Here is an 18,400-nt window from a genome sequence, read left to right as displayed (position 1 = left end):
TTGTACGGCGTCCTGCGTCCGTCTCAGTGGACCGGTGTGCCCTGCGGCTGCTGCGGGGCGATGCCCAGGGCCGTCGTGTACTTGGCCAGGGCCAGCTTGCCGATGGCCGGGTAGGGGCCGAGCGCCTCGGCGGCGGAGCAGCCCGCTTCCTCGGCCGCGTTCTCGATCAGGGCCGCGTCGATCTCCGGGCCGATCAGGTACGGCGCCAGCGCCAGCTGCTGCGAGCCCGAGGAGCGCAGCTGCTCGGCGACGGACGCGATCGAACCCTCCTGGTCCAGGGCCGCCGCCATCACGGGCACGGCCAGGCGTGCGGCGAGCAGCATGCCGGTGATCCCGGCCGCCTGCACCGCCTCCTCGCCGCCGACCGAGGCCAGGATGATGCCGTCCGCGGCGGTGGCCACGGTGAACAGACGCGCACGGTCCGCGCGGGCCAGACCCGCCTCGGACAGGCGTACGTGCAGCGCCTCCGCGAGCAGCGGGTGCGGGCCGAGGACATCGGTCAGCTCGGCCGCGATCCGGCTCTCCATCACGGCCTGGCGGACCTGGCGCAGCAGGGCGCTGTCCGGACCGGCCAGCAGCGGCACGACCACGGCCACCGGGCCGTCGGGCTCCTTGACCTCCAGGCCGGCGGCAAGGGCCTGCTCGTAGCGCGCGGTGCGCTCGTCGGCGGCACGCGCGAGCACGGACTGCAGGGTCGGGAACTCCGCGTCGTCCCCGTCGAGGTATCCGATCCGGGCGTCGAGGCCGGGGAGCTCGGAGCGGGCGATGCTCACGACCTCCTCGGCGAGGCCGCGCGTGGCGGTGCCAGGCGTGCCAGGCACCGCCAGGACAAGCGCGGGCGCGCCCTCGGGCGCCGCCAAGGGCTCGGGTCGGCGGTGCCGCCCGGGCTGGCGGGGGCGCGGCATTCGTACAGGCAGGCCGGACGCGGGCCCAGTGGGGGAGCTCATGGCGCCGCATGTTACTGGCTTATTGGGCTCCCCTGTTCGGGGAGGGTGCAGGTGAGCGGTTTCCGTCCGCTTTTGTCTGATGAGTTACGTACGCATCAGAAGTGATCAGCGTGTTTTCCGGGCGGCTTGTCCTCGACGAGAGTAATCCCCCTTTTGGTGACCACGTACAGCATTGTCCCGTCACCAGGCAGGGTGAGTGCGTCTGTTGCCAGGTCAGCGGCTATGCGGACCGAGCCGTGCAGCGGATCGCCGTCGGCCGGCACCCGCTGTGCGTGCGGCAGCTTTTGCGCCAGTTCGTTCTCCAGGGGTACGAGGAGGGGGGCGCCCATCTTGAACAGGCCGCCGGTGAGAGCGACTCGAGGCTCGCCCGTGGTCGGGCACACGGCGGCCGCGGACTCGGCCATGTGCCGGGCGGCCGCGCTCAGGATGTCCCGCGCGACAGGGTCGCCGTCGTGCGCGCAGGCGGCCACCCGGGGTGCGAAGGACGCGAGGACGGCGGCCCGGTCGGCGCGCGGATAGAGCTTGCCGGGCAGTCCCGGCAGCGGCCCGAACTCCTCCTCGGCACGGGCCAGCAGCCCTGCCGACCCGCCCGGCCGGCCGTCGTGCGCGCGCAGCGCGGCCTCCAGGCCGGCCCGCCCGATCCACGCGCCGCCGCCGCAGTCGCCCAGCAGGTGCCCCCAACCGTCCGCGCGCCGCCAGCCGGTGAGATCCGTGCCGACCGCGATCAGCCCCGTCCCGGCCGCGATCACAGCACCCGGCCGCGGCCCGAGGGCGCCGGCGTACGCGGTGACCGCGTCGGCGGCCAGGGCGACCTTGCGCACCCCGAACTCCCGCGCCAACGCACCCGGTAGTTCGGTCCGCAGCGCATCGCCCAGCGTGCTCAGCCCGGCCGCCCCGACGACGGCCGTGTCCAGCCCCGTGACGCCGGTCTCGGCAGTCAGCGCCCGCACCATGGGCGCCAGTTGCTCCATCAGATGCCCCGGGTCGATGCCTCGCGCGCCGGTGCGTACCGGCTCCGCGGACGCCCGCTGGGCCAGAGCACCCCGCTGCACGGTCCCGACGGCCACGCGCAGCCCGGAACCTCCCGAGTCCACGGCGAGCAGCCCGGACGGGGCATCCGCGTTCGTCACGGCAGGCGCCGGTCCACGGGCCGCCGGCCGGCATCCCGGTGTCCGGGGCGAGAGGCTGACAGGGTGTGATGACTGCGACGGAATGGCCTGACCGCTGGACGCAACAAGCTTCCCTCCTGCCCTGTGTCCGGCCGTACGATCCGCCCGACCGTCTCGAAGACCTCGACGAGGAGGAAGACTAGCGCCGGGAGCGGCGTCCATGCGCGGGGGAGCTTCTCCGTCTGCGCCCGGGGATGGTGTGTACCAGTAGAGTGACGTGCCGTGGCACGACGACCCTTGCATGAACTTGTTGAAGCAGGCTGGGCGAAGGCTCTCGAACCTGTGGCCGAACGCATCGCCGGCATGGGGGACTTCCTCCGAGCCGAGATAGCGGCCGGCCGGACCTACCTTCCGGCTGGGCAGAATGTCCTGCGGGCCTTCCAGCAGCCCTTCGACGACGTTCGCGTCCTGATCGTCGGGCAAGATCCCTACCCCACGCCGGGGATGGCCATCGGGTTGAGCTTCGCGGTCTCGCCCGAGGTGCGTTCCTTGCCGGGCAGCCTGGAGAACATCTTCCGGGAGATGCACACCGACCTGGGGCTGCCCAGGCCGTCGAACGGGGATCTGACGCCGTGGACGGAGCAGGGCGTGCTGTTGCTCAACCGGGCGTTGACGACCGCCCCGCGCAAGCCGGCGGCGCACCGGGGCAAGGGGTGGGAGGAGGTCACGGAGCAGGCCATCCGGGCGTTGGCCGCGCGCGGTAAGCCGCTGGTGTCGGTCCTCTGGGGGCGTGACGCTCGTAATCTGCGGCCGTTGCTCGGTGATCTTCCGGCGATCGAGTCCGCGCATCCCTCGCCGATGTCGGCGGACCGTGGTTTCTTCGGCTCCCGTCCGTTCAGCAGGGCCAATGACCTGCTCGTGCAGCAGGGTGCCCAGCCGGTGGCCTGGCACCTGCCGTAGGCCTCGGCCGATGCGGTGTTCCGAGCTCGCGTCGCCGCGGAGTGATGCCCCGCCGCAGACCCCGGCAGCACTCGGGGCGCCGACCGGCCGCCCCGAGTGCCCCTGGCCACTGCAGCTAGAGGTGCGCGTCGCCCCGTGCCCGGAGCTGCGCCCGCAGCGCCTGGTTCTCTTCCATCAGCTCCTCGATCCGCTCACGCACCGGCAGGAGCACCTCGGCGAGTTCAGCCTCCGAGAAACGCGGAGTGATGTGCTGGGGGCAATTCCATGCCAGCCCCTCGACGCGTACCACCAGCAGATGTTCCGGTAGTCCATCGGTGCGAATGTCGGCCAGCTTTTCGCTCAATTCCGGAAAATCCGAGAGACTCCTTGTTTCGGCACGGCCGAAGATTTTCAGCCGGGTGCGGTGCGGGTAGTCCATGAAGAAGAGCGACACCCGGTCGTCGCGTTGGAGGTTTCCCGTCGTGATGTACTGGCGGTTTCCCCGGACTTCGGTGTAGGCGAGGGTTCCGGGGTCCAGAACGTGCACGAAACCGGGCGGGCCGCCACGGAACTGCACGTAGGGCCAGCCGTCCTCGGTCACGCTGGCCAGGTAGAAGCCGTCACGAGCCGTGATGAAGGCCGCTTCGTCGGCGCCCAGGGCATCCCGCTCCTCGGTGTTTCCGGCGAGCAGCTGTTTCATTGCCTGAGCGCTGCCCCGTTCATGTTGAACGCGTCGGACGCTTTCGGTGAATGCCAGGCGTGCATATCGGCTCATTCGTTCACCTCTCCCGTCACCCCCGCTGAGTCGGCATCCGACTTTATCGACGCCGCTTCCGGATGAGAAGAGAACCGAGTCCCGGCCGCCCGGTACGGCTCTGTCAGGGCGTGGCCGGGATGCCGAGTTCGATCGAGCAGGCCGCGCACGCGCTGCTCGATCGCGTTCCGGATCGGACGGACGGCGTCGACGCCCTGGCCGGCCGGGTCGTCGAGGTGCCGGTCGAGGTATCGCTTGCCGGGGAAGACCGGGCAGGTGTCCCCACAGCCCATGGCGATCACCAAGGGGGACGTGGGACGACAACAAACACTGCCCGCCGTGTCTGCTCCGCGCTCTCCGTGCCAGGCGGGGTGACCGTCGGCAGGCTGCCGAGCCGCGGTCAGCCGCCGAAGGCGTTGGCGCTGTCCCTGCGGTCGCGGCCCAGGAGCCTGGCGACGCAGTAGACCAGGGCGGCGAAGGCGCAGTCGGAGAGAAGCATCAGTCCGATGGCGTAGGAGCCGGTGCCGCCGTAGACGGAGCCCATGACCAGGGGCGGGAAGTAGCCGCCGAGGCCGCCGGCGGCGCCGACCAGGCCGGTGACCGTGCCGACCTTGGCCTTCGGGGTGACGACGGCGACGAGCTGGAACACCGCGCCGCAGCCGAGACCCACGCACGCTGCCATGACCAGGAAGGCGATGGTCGACCAGGGGTTGAGGGCAGGATGGAAGGCCTGCCACACCGCCATGACGCCCAGCGTGCCGAACGAGAAGATGAGGACCTTGGCCGCGCCGATCCGGTCCGAGAGGGTTCCGCCGAGGGGGCGGAAGAGGACCGCGACCACGGTGAAGCCGGCTGCCCTGGTGGAGGCGCCGTCCTGGGTCAGGTGGTAGTCCTCCTTGAGGTAGGTCGGCAGGTAGACGCCCATGGCGACGAAGGCGCCGAAGGCCACGGCGTAGAGCAGCGACAGCGGAAGGGTTGCCGGGTGCTTGAGTGCCTCGAGGAACCGCCTGCCGAAGAGCTGCTCGGGGATCTGACGTCCTGGCGCGTCCCTGGCCACCAGCACAGTGATCACGCCGTAGACCGCCAGGACCGCCGCGACCAGGTAGAACATGGTGTTGGTGTTGTCGTACCAGCGCAGGAATCGCGCGGTGAAGAAGGCCGCGATGGCGGTGCCGCCCGTGCCGATGCCGAAGATGCCGATGGCCATGCCGCGGTGCTCGGGCGGGAACCAGGCGTTCACCCAGGGGACTCCCGCGGCGAAGAAGGTGCCGCCGATGCCGAGGAAGAAACCGACCACCACCAGCAGCCAGTAGCTGTGCACCACGCTCAGTGCGAGCACCGGCAGGATCGTGAGGAAGCTGATGGTGGGGACCATCACCCGGGCGCCGTACTTGTCGGTCAGCGCGCCGACCGGGATCCTGCCCAGCGCTCCGACCACCACCGGGACAGCGACCAGGAGGGACTGCTGGAAGGAGCTGAGGTCGAGGTGCTGCTTGTAGGTCGGGCCCAGTGGGCTGATCAGGCCCCAGGCCCAGAAGTTGACGGCGATGCCCACGGTGGCGAGGGCGAGGTTGATCCAGGCCGGGGCCCCCGGGCCGGTGGCCCCCGGGCCTGCGTCCCGCGTGGGGAGTGTGGTGCTGCGGTCCGTCATGGTGCCTCTCCCGGCGGATGGTCAGCGGGACGGTGGGCTGGAATAGCGGGCAGGGCGTGGGTCAGCGGTCGCGCCGGCCGAAGGACCAGGCTCCGAGGGCGATCAGGAAGGACAGCGCCTCGAATCCGGTGCACCACCAGGCGGCGCCGGTGTGACCCTGCATCCAGGAGTCGACGCCGACACCCAGCGCCCAGAGCTGTCCGGCGACCACACTGAGGACGATCAGCAGGCGAGCCGTGAGGACGGCCGACCGCTCGGGCTCCTGCTCGGTGCCCGCCCCGGGCCCCGGGCCGCTGTGGACCACACGAGGATCGGCGTAGCCGCTGGTGGAACGGATCTGCGCATAGCGCTCCGGGACGGGCCTGTTCAGCCGCGGTTCGGCACTGCCGGGGCGGTACTCAGGGGGGAAGGTCATGGTGTGCTACCCGGGTTGCGGTCGCAGAGCGCCCCGGCCACGCCGGGGCGTACGGAGCTGAGCTGCCGGCAGGCGGCGTCGCGTACGGACTCGTCGGAGTAGGCGGTGCCGACCGCCCAGACACTCCCGTCGGCACGCTCGGCCATGAGCACCTTGGGCAGGCCGCGCGGGGGCGGTCCGCCGGTGACGGCGCCGGTGCGGACGTCGAAGGAACCCTCGTGGCAGGGGCAGTACAGCTCGCCCTCCTCGCCGCGCTCCGCGCGCCACAGCACCCCGCAGGCCAGATGGGTGCAGACGGTGGAGTAGCCGACCAGGCTGCCGTCGGCGAGTTTCACCGCCATGGCCTGGTCGTGCTCGCCGGGGTAGTTGAAGGTGACTGCCTGGCCCCGGGCGAGCCGGCTCGCAACGCGCAGTTCGGGGAGCGTGGCCGCCTCCGCGTCGCCGTGCCGGGGCAGTACGCCGGCCGAGACCGCGATGCTGCCGACGACCAGGCCGCCGGAGACGGTCGTCATCACCCGCAGGTAGTCGCGGCGGGAGGTGAGCGAGTCGGCGCTGAGGCGGTCGCGCAGCGCCTCCTGCGATTCGGGGATCCTGGACGCGGCCCCCGGACGCTCCGGCTCGGGGCGCTCCGGCCCGGGTCGGTCCGGACGGGGTTCGGGTCGGTCCATCGGGTCCGAAGGGTCGTTCACGGCCGTCCTCCGTCGTCGCTGACATCGCGGCCGTTGACCGCCACCAACGGCAGCACCGGCATTCCTCCAGGCACCGGCTTGCTGCGCTTGTCGGCCGGCACGACCATGGCCACCCCCGTGGTGATCTGGACATCGCCGAACTCGAACCAACTGGAGACGTCCACGCCCGGGCGTTCGGCTTGCAGTTCCTCCACGGTTCCGTAGAACAGGGCCCCGGTCGGGCAGACCGTCGCGCACATCGGTGCGAGCCCGATCGAGGTGCGGTCGTAGCAGAGGTTGCACTTCATCTGCAGCTTGGCTTCGAGGTCGATCTTCGGCACGCCGAAGGGGCAGGCGTTGACGCAGTTGCTGCACCCGATGCAGCGGGTCGGATCGGCCTGCTGGACCACGCCGTCGGCGGTGATCAGGATGGCCTCGGCGGGGCAGACCTCGGCGCAGGGGGCGACGGGGTCCTCGCAGTGCATGCAGACCGTGGGCAGCGAGGCCACCGAGCTGCCCTCGTCCGGGTAGTCGAGATGGATCATGGATCTGCCGCGGTGCGAATCGCACTCGCGGCAGCCGGACACACAGGCCTGGCAGCCGATACAGCGTCCGGGGTCGATGAACAGCGTTCGCCCCATCATGGCGTTCCGTCACCACCCTTCGCCGGTGCCGCGCCCCTGCGGGGAGCTGGGCGGCAGCGGATCGTTGCGCGAGGCCTGCGCCTCCGGATAGGCCTGGCGGCCGGGGGGCATCGGTGGCGCGGGGACCTCGTCGACCGCCGGAGCCGGGTCGATACGGCAGGCGCAGACCTTGTACTCGGGGATCTTGGATCGCGGGTCCAGCGCCTCGATGGTGAGCGTGTTCGCCGAGGTCGGGAACGGCCAGTGGTAGGGGATGAAGACATGGTCAGGACGGATCGCCTCGGTGACCAGGGCGGGCAGCACCTCGGTGCCGCGCCGGGTGGTGACCCTGACCGGATCGCCGTTGCGGTAGCCGTGGGCGGGATGGACCTCGACCCAGGGCCGCGGGGTCTGCTCGACGAGCGCGCCCAGACGTCGGGTCTGGTTTCCGGAGAGGAAGTGCGCCACGGTACGCCCGGTGGTCAGCCGCAGCGGGTACTGCTCGTCGAAGGGGTCGGCCGGCGGGTGCCATTCCACAGTCTGCATATGGATCTTGCGGTCGGCGTGGTAGGTCAGGCCGTCCTCGAAGAGCCTGGGCGTGCCGGGGTGGTCCACGCCGGGGCAGGGCCAGACGATGCCGCCGGTCTGCTCCAGGCGCTCGTACGTGATGCCGTAGTAGTCGTTGACCGACCCGGCCGAGGCGGCACGCAGCTCGTCGAAGACCTGGCGTGAGCCGCCGGGGAAGTCGAACTTGTCGCCCGCGCCGAGCCGCTTGGCGAGTTCGCACATCACCCAGGTGTCGGTGCGCACTCCGGGCGGCGGCTCCTGGGCCTTGTTGTGCTTGATCACCCTGGCCTCGGCGTTGGCCATCACGCCCTCGTCCTCGGCCCAGGTGGTGACCGGGAAGACGACATGGGCGTTGGCGGCGGTCTCGGAGAGGAAGAAGTCGAACTGGGCGTGGAACTCCAGGGTGTCGTAGCCGTCCTTGACGACCGCGTAGTTGGGCAGGGAGACGAAGGGGTTGTTGCAGATGCCGATCAGTCCGCGGATCTCCTGGCGCTGCATCTGCGCGACCATCTCCATCATGGAGGTCCCGGCCTGGGGCAGTTCGGCCTCGTCGATGCCCCAGAAGTCGGAGATGAACCGGCGGGCCTCGGGGTCGCTGATGGAGCGTCCGCCGGGCAGCAGGTCGGACTTCTGGCCGTGCTCGCGGCCGCCCTGGCCGTTGCCCTGGCCGGTGAGGGTACCGTAGCCGGCACCCGGCTTGCCCAGGTTGCCGGTGGCGGTGCACAGGTTGATGACGGTCAGGCAGTTCTCGACGCCCTGGGTGTGGTGCTCGATGCCGCGGGCGTGCCAGGCCATGGCCTTGTCGGCGCCGGCGAACATCCGGGCGACCTGCTCGACCTGGGAGGCGGGGACGCCGCAGATCTCCGCCGCGCGCTCGGGCGGATAGGCGGCGACGGCCTGCTTGACCTCTCTCCAGCCGGTGGTGTGCTCGGCCAGGAACGCCTCGTCGGCGAGTCCTTCGCGGATCACCACGTGCAGCACGGCGTTGAAGAACGCGGAGTCGGTGCCGGAACGCAGCGCGACATGTACGTCGGCGGTGCGGGCGATGGCCGTCTCCCGGGGGTCGACCACGATCAGCGAGGCGCCTCGGTCCCTGGCGCCCCACAGGTACTGGGTCAGCACCGGGAAGCACTCGCCGACGTTGGCGCCGGCGATCAGCAGGCAGTCGGTCTGCAGGATGTCGGCGAAGGGGTTGGCGGCGCGGTCGATGCCGAAGGCGAGCTTGTTGGCCCCGGCGGCGCTGACCATGCACAACCGCCCGTTGTAGTCGACGTGACGGGTCTTCAGCGCCACCCGGGCGAACTTGCCGACCAGGTAGGTCTTCTCGGTGAACAGGCTGGCACCGCCGAGCAGACCGAAGGCGTCCCGCCCGTGGGCCGCCTGGATCCGGCGGACCTCGGCAGCGGTGTGGTCCAGCGCCTCCTCCCAGCCGACCACCCGGAAGGGTTCGTCCCGGCTGCGGCGCAGCAGCGGTGCGGTCAGCCGATCGGGGTGGTTGACCTGCTGGTAGGCGTTGAGGCCCTTGGGACACAGCCTGCTGCGGTTGATGTCGTGGTTGCGCGGCTCGACACCGAAGACCTTGCCTTGTTCGTTGACCCGCAGATACATCCCGCACTGCACGCCGCAGAAGCAGCAGTGGGTGGGCACCAGGGTCTGCTTGGTCTGGTTGGCCTGCCACTGGTCGGCCGGGATGCCGCCGGCGTCGCGGAAGTTGCGGGAGCCCGGCGGGGCCACGGACGGTTCGAGGGAGACCGGGACAGGGCCGGGACGGTCGGATTCGCTGTGGCGCTGGGGATGGCTCACCGGAAGCCCCGCTTCACATTCTGGAGGTAGGCGCCGCCGCGCAGGACGCGCTTGCAGCGCGGGCAGTACTCGGCCCACTGGTCGAAGTCGAGCTTCAGGTCGCGCATGGTGGCGCGCAGGTTCTCGACGTACGGCGCGGTGTCGATCGGTTCGCCGCAGCGGCGGCAGGCGAACAGCTCCTCGCCCTCGGCCCGGCTGCTGTACTTGAACAACTGCATACCGACGGCCGCGGGACGCTGCACGATGTGGAAGAACTTGCCGAAGGGCAGGTAGACCAGGGTGAACACCACGGAGATCATGTGGGCCACGGCGAGGAACTCGTAGCCGGCGCCGTGCAGGCTGATCTCGGAGAAGGTGAGCAGCAGCCCGGTGACGGAGATGGTCAGCAGGGCCAGCAGAGGAAGGAAGTCGTAGCCGAAGCGCTGGCCGGTGGTCGTGGCCCGGTCCCGGGTGCGTCGCCAGAGGAAGTAGCCCACCCCGCCGATGACCAGGACCGCCGCCAGGTCGAGCCCGTGGAACATGGCCCAGCCGAAGGGGCTGCTGGAGGAGAAGCCGAGGACCTTGAAGCCCCAGATCCGCATCACGTAGCCGGGGCCGGTGGCGCTGTCGGCCGTGAAGGTGAACCAGCCCCAGGTCAGCGGGAACGTGATGACCACGGCCAGCAGGCAGCCCCAGAAAATGGCCTGATGGGCGACCCACCGGGCGTGCGACCGGGCGCCCAGGAAGCGCTGGAAGCCCAGGTAGGTCGCGGCCATGCGGAGCAGGGCGGTGGGGGTGCGGCGGAAGTTCTGCCAGGAGAAGGCGGTCCCCAGTCCCCGACGGAACAGTCGCTCGGCGGCCGGGGCCGAGATCCAGACGACGTAGCGGTAGGCCACACCCCAGGCCAGGAACACCGTGGCCACGGCGTACGGGATCAGAGCCGAGTCGAAGTCCCTGAGCCCCCGGCTGCCGAGCACGATGGCCACGACAAGCAGCAGTGAGAGTGCCGTGGCGATCAGTACGGCTCTGTTGCGAACCCTGCGGGCCGCAGCGCCGACATCCGGCTCGCCGTCGGCGGGTGCCGGCATCGGTAGGGGCTCCGCATCGGCTTCATTGTTCACAAAATGGAATATAACGAACAATTCGCCGTCGCGAACTTCCTGCGATCGGCCCTTGGTCCGAATGAGATTCGGGACCCCGGTGCGCGGCGACCCACTCCCTCACTTCGTCGAGCGGCGACTCCTCTTCGTCAGGTGACGCATCTGCTTCATCAGGCGATGACGGCCGCCCGGACGCACAGCACGTCCGGCAGGTGGGACGCCAGCTGTCGCCAGCTGTCGCCGTCGTCGGCGGACGCGTACACCTCGCCGTTGCGGTTGCCGAAGTACACGCCCGCGGTGTCCGCGTCGTCCGTGCAGAGCGCGTCACGCAACACCGTGCCGTAGTGGTCCTCCTGGGGCAGCCCCGCCGACAGCGGCTCCCAGGTCTTGCCCGCGTCCGCCGTGCGGAAGACCCGGCATCGCCGGTCGGCGGGCACCCGGTCCGCGTCGGCGTTGATCGGGAAGATGTACGCCGTGTCGCCCCGGTGGGGATGCGCGGCCGCGGCGAACCCGAATGTGGACGGCAGGCCCTCGCCGATGTCGGTCCAGTGGGCGCCCGCGTCGTCGCTTCGGTACACACCCCAGTGGTTCTGGAGGTACAGGCGGTCCGGGGTCGCCGCGTCCTGGGCGATCTTGTGCACGCACTGGCCGAACTCGGGGTTCGGATCCGGCAGGAACACGGCGGAGACACCGGAGTTGGAAGGTGCCCAGGTCGCACCGCCGTCGGTCGTGCGGAACACCCCCGCCGTGGAGACGGCCACCGTCACGGCCCGGGGGTCCCGCTTGTCGGTGAGCACGGTGTGCAGGCCCTCACCGCCACCGCCCGGCACCCACTGCGAGCGCGTGGGATGTTCCCAGAGGGGACGGACGAGGTCGAAACTCTCCCCGCGGTCCTCGGAGCGGTACAGCGCGGCCGGTTCCGTGCCCGCGTACACCACGTCCGGCTCGGCCGCCGCCGGATGCAACTGCCACACCCGCTCCAGGGAAGCCCCCGTGTCCTTCGGGAACTTGACCGCCGGCCGCGTCGGTTCGGTCCACGTCCGCCCCAGGTCATCGGAGTGGAACACGGACGGGCCCCAGTGCGAGCTGTCGCCGCCGGCCAGCAGCCGTGGGGTGTCGCCCCTGGTGTCGACGGCCACCGAATACACCGCCTGAGCGTTGAAGTAGGGGCTTTCGTCGAACTCCCACGCGCCACCGCGCTGACGCCCGATGAACAGGCCTTTGCGTGTGCCCACGGCGAGCAGTACCTCGGTCATGCCGAACACCTCCGCGACATCGTCGTCTCAGACATCGGCCAGTCTGCACCTCGCCACTGACAGCCACCCCTGGAGGCAGTATTTACGCAGGTCACAGGGCGTGGCCGCGGTCGGACGCCGCCAGTCTGCGGCGTTTCGCGGACACCTTCCGGGCACTTTCGGACAGACGCCTGCGCGGGTGGAGGGTCCCGTGGGAGCGTCGAGCCGGATGACTCGCCCTGAGCATCGCGGCCGGATCTCCCGTATGGGAGGTCGGTCGGGGATGTTCGTGCGTCGACGAGGAGGAAGCCTTCGATGGCGTTCCGTGGTCCGAAGGTGTGGCTGTGGCGCTGGCGGCGCAATCCGCTCAGACGCCGCACCGACGCGGTGGAGGCCTGGGTCGTGCTCGGTGCCTGGGTGCTCACCGTCCTCGCCGGGGTGCTCGCCGGTCTGACGGCGACCCGGTCCGTCGAGGACGGACTGGCCCGGGAGCGCGAGGAGTGGCGTCCCGCGGTGGCACGCCTCACCGACAAGGCGCCCGGAACAGCCACCGCGCACAGCGGCACCGCCAGTGGAGACCAGGTGTGGGGGAAGGCGAGCTGGACCGCGGTCGACGGCACCGCGCACTCCGGGCTGGTCCGAGTCCGGCCCGGCAGCGCCGTCGGCACACCGGTCGTGGTCTGGACGGACCGCCAGGGCCGCCTGGTGACCCGGCCCGCCACCCCCGCCGAGGCCCAACTGCGGTCCTCCCTGGTCGGCGGCCTGGCCGGCGTGAGTACCGCGGCCGTCCCCTTCATCGCCGGCCGCGCCCTGCGCGCCCGCCTGGAACGCGGGCGCATGGACCAGTGGGACACCGACTGGGCACGGTTCGACCCGCTCTGGGGACGCAAGACGCGCTGACCCCCCGGACGCGTGTGGCCACGGCCCCGAACGAGCGGATCCCGGCGCCGCCTGTCCGCTCACTCCCCGCCCGGCAGCGCCCGCTCCAGGATTCCGTCGAGGTCCGCCGTGTCGGGCAGCGTGCCGAAGGCGTACCCCCAGTCGCCGCCGAGCCGGGTCGCGCAGAATGCGTCGGCGACGGCGGGCGGGGCGTGCCGTACCAGGAGGGAGGCCTGGAGGGTGAGGGCCATCAGCTCCACCAGCCGGCGGGCACCGGACGGCGAGGCGTCGGCCAGCCGGCCCTTGAGCCGGGTGACGGCCGCGTCCAGCCGGGCGTCCGCGCCCTGGGCCAGGGCGAGTTCGGCGAACAGGGCGTCCGCGGCGCCGGTCTCACGGCCGAGCGCCCGCAGCACGTCGAGGGCGTTGACGTTCCCCGAGCCCTCCCAGATCGACAGCAGGGGCGCCTCGCGGTAGTGCCGGGGCATGCCCGACTCCTCCACATAGCCGTTTCCGCCCAGGCACTCCAGCGCCTCCGCCGTGAAGGCCGGGCCCCGCTTGGTGACCCAGTACTTGCCGATGGCCGTGGCGATCCGGCGGAACGTCCGCTCACCGGCGTCCCCGCGCACCGCCCGGTCGGCCGCGCCCGCCAGCCGCAGGGTGAGCGTCGTAGCGGCCTCCGACTCGAGCGCGAGGTCGGCCAGGACATTGCGCATCAACGGCTGGTCCACCAACCGCGCGCCGAACGCGCTGCGGTGGCGCACGTGGTGCCCTGCCTCGACGAGCGTCTTGCGCATCAGCGTCGCCGACATCATCACGCAGTCCAGCCGGGTGCAGTTGACCATCTCGATGATGGTCTTGACACCCTGCCCCTCCGGCCCGACCAGCCAGGCCACCGTCCCGTCGAACTCCGGCTCGGACGAGGCGTTGGACCGGTTGCCCAGCTTGTCCTTCAGCCGCTGGATGCGGAACGGGTTGCGGCTGCCGTCGGGCAGGACCCGCGGGACCAGAAAACAGGACAGGCCGTCCGGGGCCTGCGCCAGCACCAGGAACACGTCGCACATGGGCGCCGACGTGAACCACTTGTGCCCGCGCAGGGTGTACACGCCCGGTTCGGCGGTCGGCGTGGCCGCGGTGGTGTTCGTACGGACGTCCGAGCCGCCCTGCTTCTCGGTCATTCCCATGCCGGCGAGCAGCCCGCGCTTCTGCGTCGGCACCCGCAGCCCGGGCTCGTACTCCCTGCTGGTCAGCAGGGGTTCGTAGACCTTCGCGAGCTCGGGCTGGCGGCGCAGCGCGGGGACGGCGGCGTACGTCATCGACGTGGGACAGCCGTGTCCGGCCTCGGTGTGCCCCCACACCAGTCCGCCCGCAGTGCGGGCCACGTGGGCGCCGGGCCGGTCGTCCGCCCAGGGCGCGCCCGCCAGGCCCTCGGCGACCGCGGCCCCCATCAGGTGGTGCCAGCTGGGGTGGAAGTCGACCTCGTCGACGCGGTTGCCGTAGCGGTCGTGGGTGCGCAGCTCCGGCTCGTGGCGGTTGGCCTGCTCGCCCCACTCCTGCGCCTCGGCGCCGCCGGCCCGCAGGCCGAGCCGCCGGACGCCGTCCTCGGCCCATCCGGCGCCCTCCCGGCGCAGCCCTTCCAGCAGGGCCGTGTCGTCGGAGGCGTCGTACGGGGTCAGGGGAGGGGCCTGGTTGGTGACGTCATGCGTGACGTCGTCCATACCGTTCGGCTGCGCGTGCGCGAGTGTCGAGACCATGGCCTCATGTTGCACTCTTTGTACGGTCGCAGCAATGATGCAACAAGAAGGCGCACGTACAGTACGTGCCGTGTCCAAGCCGATGAACGGGCCGGCGCAGCCCGGCGAGGTCGACCTGCGGCCACTGTCCGCGCGGTCGGTCGTGCTGAGCCTGCTGCTCGGCGCCCACCCGCCCGAGCTGCCGGTGCGGGACCTCGTCCGCGCCGTCGAGCCGTTCGGTGTCGGCGGGTCCACCCTCCGTGCCGCACTGAGCCGGATGGTGGCCGCCGGTGATCTGCGGCGTACGGACGCCGTCTACGGCCTCAGTGACCGCCTGCTGTCCCGCCAGCGCCGCCAGGACGAGGCCGTGCATCCCCGCACGCGCGCGTGGAACGGTGACTGGGAGATGGTGGTGATCACGGCGACCGGGCGCGGCCCCGCCGAACGCGCCGACCTGCGCGCCCGGCTGACCGCGCTGCGTCTGGCCGAACTCCGTGAGGGCGTCTGGCTCCGGCCCGCCAATCTGCGGCGATCTCTGCCTGGCGACCTCGAACAGGTGGCCCAGCACTACATCGCGCGCCCCGACCGGCCCGCGGCCGAGTCGGCCGCGCGCTTGTGGCCGCTGGATGCCTGGGCCGCCACGGCCCGGTCCCTGCTCGCCCATGTGGCGCGCACCGACCGCCCGGCCGACCGTCTCACCACCTTCGCGGCCGTCGTGCGCCACTTGCTCGCCGACCCCGTCCTGCCGCCCGAACTGCTCCCGGACGACTGGCCGGGCGCGGCCCTGCGGTCCGCGTACACGGACTACCAGGGGGAGTTGGCGGACACGGTACCGCAGCACGGCCACCGGGAAGGCGGCCGGGAATGAGACGCGGCGGCCGTACGACGCCGGGTGAGTCCGGTGTCGTACGACCGCCGCCGGAGGGTCACTTGTAGGTGATGTCCGAGGTCGCGTACTTGCAGTAGGTGCTGTCGGGGCCGGTGCCGTTCGTGGTCGGCTCCGCGCCCGTGTTGTTGCCGATGTACTTCTGGCAGGGAATGATCTTCTTGCTGGAGTCCCCGACGATCGTGATGCCCTTCAGGGTCGCGCTGTCGCCGTAGTTGGTGTTGATGCCGACGAGCTTGCTGCCCTTGTAGGTCGCCTCGATGGTGTTGAGGTTGATCGTCCGCTTGTACTGCGTCTTGCAGTTGCCGCAGCTGCGGACGAAGGTGCCGAAGGTCTGCACGGCGAAGTTGGAGACGTTGAGTGTTCCGGCGCCGTTGAACTGGAACACCTTGTCGCCGGCTTCCTTGGCGCCGCCGCCGGAGACGGTGTACACGTTGGACGACGAGGAGCCCAGGAACGTCGCCGCGTCCTCGCCGACGTCCTCCCACCAGACGTTCTGCAGCGTGCAGCTGCCCAGGCAGTGGATGCCGTCGGCGGCGGGCGCGCCGATGATGACGTTCTTCAGGACGGTGCCGGCGGCCAGTTCGAGGATCGGTCCCTGGTCCTCGTCCTGACTGTCGCTGCCCAGGTCGCCGGTGCCGTAGAGGCGCTTCATCCCGTAGTCCTTGGTGCCGGAGACCGAGATGGTGGCGGAGACGGCCTGGCTGCCGTTGGCGGTGGGCCAGGTGGCGGCGCTCGCCGGGGTGAGGGCGCTATTTGCCATGATCATGCCAGCCGAAAGGCCGAGAGCGGCCAGGGAGCCGCTGACGGCGCGCCGGCGGCCGCGCGGACGTGCTGGTGAAGTCATGTCCCGATGCCTTCTTCCAGAGGGGGGGTGGTCAGGGCTTTCCGGTGCCCGCGCCGGACATCGCGGAGGCGACGACGGTGGCGGCCCCTGCGGGGGTACGGATCTTTGCGCGTGTGCATGTGGGGGGCGAGTACGCATGCGGGCGCGTCCCTTCGGGAGGGCTTGGTCGGACGTATGTGTGAATGACGTACGCCATGTAGAACGCTGTGCGCAGTCGGTGTGGCCGTTCTGGGACTGAAGCCCGGCGGGCTGGTCACACTTCTGAACGGAAGGTAGGGGGCAAGCGCTTTCTAGTCAACGCTTCGCGCAGCACGCGTTTCGTCCGTCCCGGTCGACGGCGGGGCTGTTCGATTCGGTCGAGCGAGCCGCCCGTCGTGACGGAGAACAAGGGCAGCAGCGGGTTCTGGCTCGACTTCTGGACCGTCTGCGACCGGACCGACTGCTATCCGTTCTTCGCGGACGACAACGGTCACGGGTACCGCTCCCGGACCACGCTCGCCGAGTTCCCGAACAGGTTCCGCGACACCTCGGTCGTGCTCTCCGAGGCCAACCGCTTCGACCTGTTCGAGGCGAGCAACGTCTACCGCCTGGGTCACACTGGTAAGTACCTCATGCTCGTCGAGGCCCTGGCCACCGGGTCCGACGGGCGGCGCTACTTCCGCGCCTGGACGGCCGACAGCCTCGACGGCGCCTGGACCCCGCTGGCGGACAGCGAGGCCAACACCTTCATCGGCGCCGACAACGTGACCTTCGAGGCGGGCCGATTCGCCTGGACGAAGGACTTCGGCCACGGCGAGATGATCCGTGACGGCGTCGACCAGACCCTCACGACCGATCCGTGCCGGCTCCGCTACCTCTCTCTACCAGGGCATGGATCCGGACGCGAGCGGCAGCTACTCCCAACTCCCGTGGCGGCTGGGCCTGCTGACCCAGACGAACTCCGCCTGCTGAACGACCTTTCGCGTACGACGTCGCCCGAGCCGCTACCAGAAAGGGACAAGGACGTGCCCCCTACGACCCCCGCTCCCATCACCGCCACAGCCTTCGCGAGGAGACCGCTGCGTTCGCTGATCGTGGTGCTCCTCGCCGCGCTCGTGCCGTTACTCGCGGCCACGGTCCTCACCGCTCCCGCCGCGTCGGCCCGCACCGAGGCCGTCCCCACTGCCACGCTCACCGAGGTCACCGACTTCGGCACCAACCCCAGCAACCTCCAGATGTACCTGTACGTGCCGGCCAGTGTCACCGCGCACCCGGCGGTCGTGGTCGCCGTGCACGGGTGCACGGGTTCCGGCCCGGACATGTACCACGGCACCGAGTACGACACGCTGGCCGACCAGTACGGGTTCGTGGTCGTCTACCCGTCGGTCACCCGCGCAAGCAAGTGCTTCGACGTCTCCTCGCCACAGGCGCTGAAGCGCGGCGGCGGCAGCGACCCCGTCGGCATCAAGTCGATGGTCGACTGGGTCGTCAGCACCTACTCCGCCGACACCACCAGGATCTTCGCCACCGGCATCTCCTCCGGCGCGATGATGACCAACGTCCTGCTCGGCGACTACCCGGATGTGTTCGCCGCCGGTGCCGCCTTCTCCGGTGTGCCGTTCGGCTGCTTCGCCACCACTGACGGCTCCGAGTGGAACAGCGCGTGCTCGGGCGGCACCGTGATCCACACCCCGCAGGAGTGGGGCGACGTCGTCCGCGGCGCCTACCCGGGTTACACCGGCCCCCGGCCGCGCATGCAGGTGTGGCACGGCAGCGAGGACGACGTCCTGCGCTACCCCGACTTCGGGGAGGAGATCAAGGAGTGGACGAACGTGCTCGGCGTGAGCCAGACCCCGGCCGCCACCGACTCGCCCCAGACCGGCTGGACCCGTACCCGCTACGGCGGCACCGGTGACCAGGCTCCCGTGGAGGCCATCAGCCTCCAGGGCGTCGGCCACAACCTGTACTCCTACGGCATGGCAGCCCGCGTGCTGACCTTCTTCGGCCTCGACAGCCCGGGCCCGGCACCCCAGCCTGGCCGGGCGGCTGCCGGGTGACGGCGACCGTCAACGCGTGGAACACCGGCCTGACCACTCGCGGGACCGCCCCGGTGGCCGCAGGCACGAAGCCTCCGGCCACTTTGCCGGCGGGGCCGCCGACGCTCCCCGCCGTGGCCCCTCTCCCCTCCCTGGGCCGACGTCTCTTCCCCCAGAGGGCGTCCGGATCTTCGCCGCAGCCCGTTCCAGCGGGGCCGGCCACCGGTCCTCAGGCGGCCCCTCACCGGGTGGG

Annotated in this window: 15 protein-coding genes and 3 pseudogenes; 5 read left to right on the top strand and 13 right to left on the bottom strand. The window is 70.9% G+C overall.

Features of this window, described 5'->3' with window-relative positions; all coding sequences use genetic code 11:
* Positions 1–23: 23 nt before the first annotated feature.
* Together ACFY16_RS20670 and ACFY16_RS20665 are read right to left on the bottom strand one after the other, a co-directional pair.
* Positions 24–947, bottom strand: a complete 924-nt coding sequence (locus ACFY16_RS20670) for a sirohydrochlorin chelatase (RefSeq protein WP_390648582.1) — start codon at positions 945–947, stop codon at positions 24–26.
* A gap of 95 nt (positions 948–1,042) precedes the next feature.
* On the bottom strand, positions 1,043–2,077 hold the full coding sequence (locus ACFY16_RS20665; RefSeq protein ID WP_390648581.1) for an N-acetylglucosamine kinase: 1,035 nt from the start codon (positions 2,075–2,077) through the stop codon (positions 1,043–1,045).
* Between the two features lie 261 nt (positions 2,078–2,338).
* Here ACFY16_RS20665 and ACFY16_RS20660 point away from each other — a divergent pair, with 261 nt between their 5' ends.
* Positions 2,339–3,016 carry a uracil-DNA glycosylase gene (locus ACFY16_RS20660; RefSeq protein ID WP_390648580.1) on the top strand — a complete coding sequence of 226 codons (678 nt, stop codon included), beginning with the start codon at positions 2,339–2,341 and terminating at the stop codon, positions 3,014–3,016.
* Positions 3,017–3,131: 115 nt separating this feature from the next.
* Here the strand turns inward: ACFY16_RS20660 and ACFY16_RS20655 are convergent, their stop codons facing one another.
* The 9 genes and pseudogenes from ACFY16_RS20655 to ACFY16_RS20615 form a co-directional block, all read right to left on the bottom strand.
* Positions 3,132–3,695: a pyridoxamine 5'-phosphate oxidase family protein gene (locus ACFY16_RS20655; RefSeq protein WP_390648579.1), complete on the bottom strand. Its 564-nt coding sequence runs from the start codon at positions 3,693–3,695 to the stop codon at positions 3,132–3,134.
* Between the two features lie 178 nt (positions 3,696–3,873).
* A pseudogene (locus tag ACFY16_RS20650) lies at positions 3,874–4,060 on the bottom strand (phosphotyrosine protein phosphatase); the annotation flags it as partial.
* Between the two features lie 89 nt (positions 4,061–4,149).
* Entirely contained in the window at positions 4,150–5,400 is a 1,251-nt protein-coding gene (locus tag ACFY16_RS20645) for a nitrate/nitrite transporter (RefSeq protein WP_390648578.1), read from the bottom strand.
* Between the two features lie 61 nt (positions 5,401–5,461).
* Positions 5,462–5,815: a hypothetical protein gene (locus ACFY16_RS20640; RefSeq protein ID WP_351141297.1), complete on the bottom strand. Its 354-nt coding sequence runs from the start codon at positions 5,813–5,815 to the stop codon at positions 5,462–5,464.
* The gene (locus ACFY16_RS20635) at positions 5,812–6,504 is read right to left on the bottom strand and encodes a ubiquinol-cytochrome c reductase iron-sulfur subunit (RefSeq protein ID WP_390648577.1); all 693 of its coding nucleotides are present in this window, start codon (positions 6,502–6,504) and stop codon (positions 5,812–5,814) included. The genes ACFY16_RS20640 and ACFY16_RS20635 overlap by 4 nt, the downstream gene beginning before the upstream one ends.
* Positions 6,501–7,127: a 4Fe-4S dicluster domain-containing protein gene (locus ACFY16_RS20630; protein ID WP_390648576.1), complete on the bottom strand. Its 627-nt coding sequence runs from the start codon at positions 7,125–7,127 to the stop codon at positions 6,501–6,503. Before ACFY16_RS20630 ends, ACFY16_RS20635 begins: the two co-directional genes overlap by 4 nt.
* Before the next feature lie 9 nt (positions 7,128–7,136).
* Positions 7,137–9,476: a molybdopterin oxidoreductase family protein gene (locus ACFY16_RS20625; RefSeq protein ID WP_390648575.1), complete on the bottom strand. Its 2,340-nt coding sequence runs from the start codon at positions 9,474–9,476 to the stop codon at positions 7,137–7,139.
* The gene (locus ACFY16_RS20620; RefSeq protein ID WP_390648574.1) at positions 9,473–10,543 is read right to left on the bottom strand and encodes an MFS transporter; all 1,071 of its coding nucleotides are present in this window, start codon (positions 10,541–10,543) and stop codon (positions 9,473–9,475) included. The genes ACFY16_RS20625 and ACFY16_RS20620 overlap by 4 nt, the downstream gene beginning before the upstream one ends.
* Positions 10,544–10,725: 182 nt before the next feature.
* On the bottom strand, positions 10,726–11,811 hold the full coding sequence (locus tag ACFY16_RS20615; RefSeq protein ID WP_390648573.1) for a WD40/YVTN/BNR-like repeat-containing protein: 1,086 nt from the start codon (positions 11,809–11,811) through the stop codon (positions 10,726–10,728).
* A gap of 294 nt (positions 11,812–12,105) precedes the next feature.
* Here ACFY16_RS20615 and ACFY16_RS20610 point away from each other — a divergent pair, with 294 nt between their 5' ends.
* Positions 12,106–12,690, top strand: coding sequence for a hypothetical protein (locus ACFY16_RS20610; RefSeq protein WP_390648572.1), 585 nt, complete (start codon positions 12,106–12,108; stop codon positions 12,688–12,690).
* A gap of 59 nt (positions 12,691–12,749) precedes the next feature.
* On the opposite strand, the gene ACFY16_RS20605 is transcribed toward ACFY16_RS20610, so the two are convergent.
* On the bottom strand, positions 12,750–14,420 hold the full coding sequence (locus ACFY16_RS20605) for an acyl-CoA dehydrogenase family protein (RefSeq protein WP_390648571.1): 1,671 nt from the start codon (positions 14,418–14,420) through the stop codon (positions 12,750–12,752).
* Positions 14,421–14,502: 82 nt separating this feature from the next.
* Between ACFY16_RS20605 and ACFY16_RS20600 the strand changes: the two genes are divergently transcribed.
* Entirely contained in the window at positions 14,503–15,267 is a 765-nt protein-coding gene (locus ACFY16_RS20600) for a PaaX family transcriptional regulator C-terminal domain-containing protein (protein ID WP_390648615.1), read from the top strand.
* Positions 15,268–15,325: 58 nt separating this feature from the next.
* Here the strand turns inward: ACFY16_RS20600 and ACFY16_RS20595 are convergent, their stop codons facing one another.
* Positions 15,326–16,132, bottom strand: a complete 807-nt coding sequence (locus ACFY16_RS20595; RefSeq protein ID WP_390648570.1) for a pectate lyase — start codon at positions 16,130–16,132, stop codon at positions 15,326–15,328.
* Positions 16,133–16,338: 206 nt separating this feature from the next.
* Between ACFY16_RS20595 and ACFY16_RS20590 the strand changes: the two are divergent.
* Positions 16,339–16,914: pseudogene (locus ACFY16_RS20590) on the top strand (non-reducing end alpha-L-arabinofuranosidase family hydrolase); the annotation flags it as partial.
* 285 nt (positions 16,915–17,199) lie between these two features.
* Positions 17,200–18,263, top strand: a pseudogene (locus tag ACFY16_RS20585) (alpha/beta hydrolase family esterase); the annotation flags it as partial.
* Positions 18,264–18,400: the final 137 nt, after the last annotated feature.

Source organism: Streptomyces sp. NPDC001315 (assembly GCF_042896175.1).
GTDB lineage: Bacteria > Actinomycetota > Actinomycetes > Streptomycetales > Streptomycetaceae > Streptomyces.
This window is presented reverse-complemented; position numbering and strand designations above follow the sequence as displayed.

Excerpts from the sequence above, each read along its gene's own strand:
- ACFY16_RS20655 (WP_390648579.1), bottom strand. The coding sequence starts at position 3,695 with ATGAAACAGCTGCTCGCCGGAAACACCGAGGAGCGGGATGCCCTGGGC.
- ACFY16_RS20630 (WP_390648576.1), bottom strand. The coding sequence starts at position 7,127 with ATGATGGGGCGAACGCTGTTCATCGACCCCGGACGCTGTATCGGCTGC.
- ACFY16_RS20670 (WP_390648582.1), bottom strand. The coding sequence starts at position 947 with ATGAGCTCCCCCACTGGGCCCGCGTCCGGCCTGCCTGTACGAATGCCG.
- ACFY16_RS20640 (WP_351141297.1), bottom strand. The coding sequence starts at position 5,815 with ATGACCTTCCCCCCTGAGTACCGCCCCGGCAGTGCCGAACCGCGGCTG.
- ACFY16_RS20645 (WP_390648578.1), bottom strand. The coding sequence starts at position 5,400 with ATGACGGACCGCAGCACCACACTCCCCACGCGGGACGCAGGCCCGGGG.
- ACFY16_RS20595 (WP_390648570.1), bottom strand. The coding sequence starts at position 16,132 with ATGACTTCACCAGCACGTCCGCGCGGCCGCCGGCGCGCCGTCAGCGGC.
- ACFY16_RS20620 (WP_390648574.1), bottom strand. The coding sequence starts at position 10,543 with ATGCCGGCACCCGCCGACGGCGAGCCGGATGTCGGCGCTGCGGCCCGC.
- ACFY16_RS20605 (WP_390648571.1), bottom strand. The coding sequence starts at position 14,420 with ATGGTCTCGACACTCGCGCACGCGCAGCCGAACGGTATGGACGACGTC.
- ACFY16_RS20615 (WP_390648573.1), bottom strand. The coding sequence starts at position 11,811 with ATGACCGAGGTACTGCTCGCCGTGGGCACACGCAAAGGCCTGTTCATC.
- ACFY16_RS20610 (WP_390648572.1), top strand. The coding sequence starts at position 12,106 with ATGGCGTTCCGTGGTCCGAAGGTGTGGCTGTGGCGCTGGCGGCGCAAT.
- ACFY16_RS20600 (WP_390648615.1), top strand. The coding sequence starts at position 14,503 with ATGAACGGGCCGGCGCAGCCCGGCGAGGTCGACCTGCGGCCACTGTCC.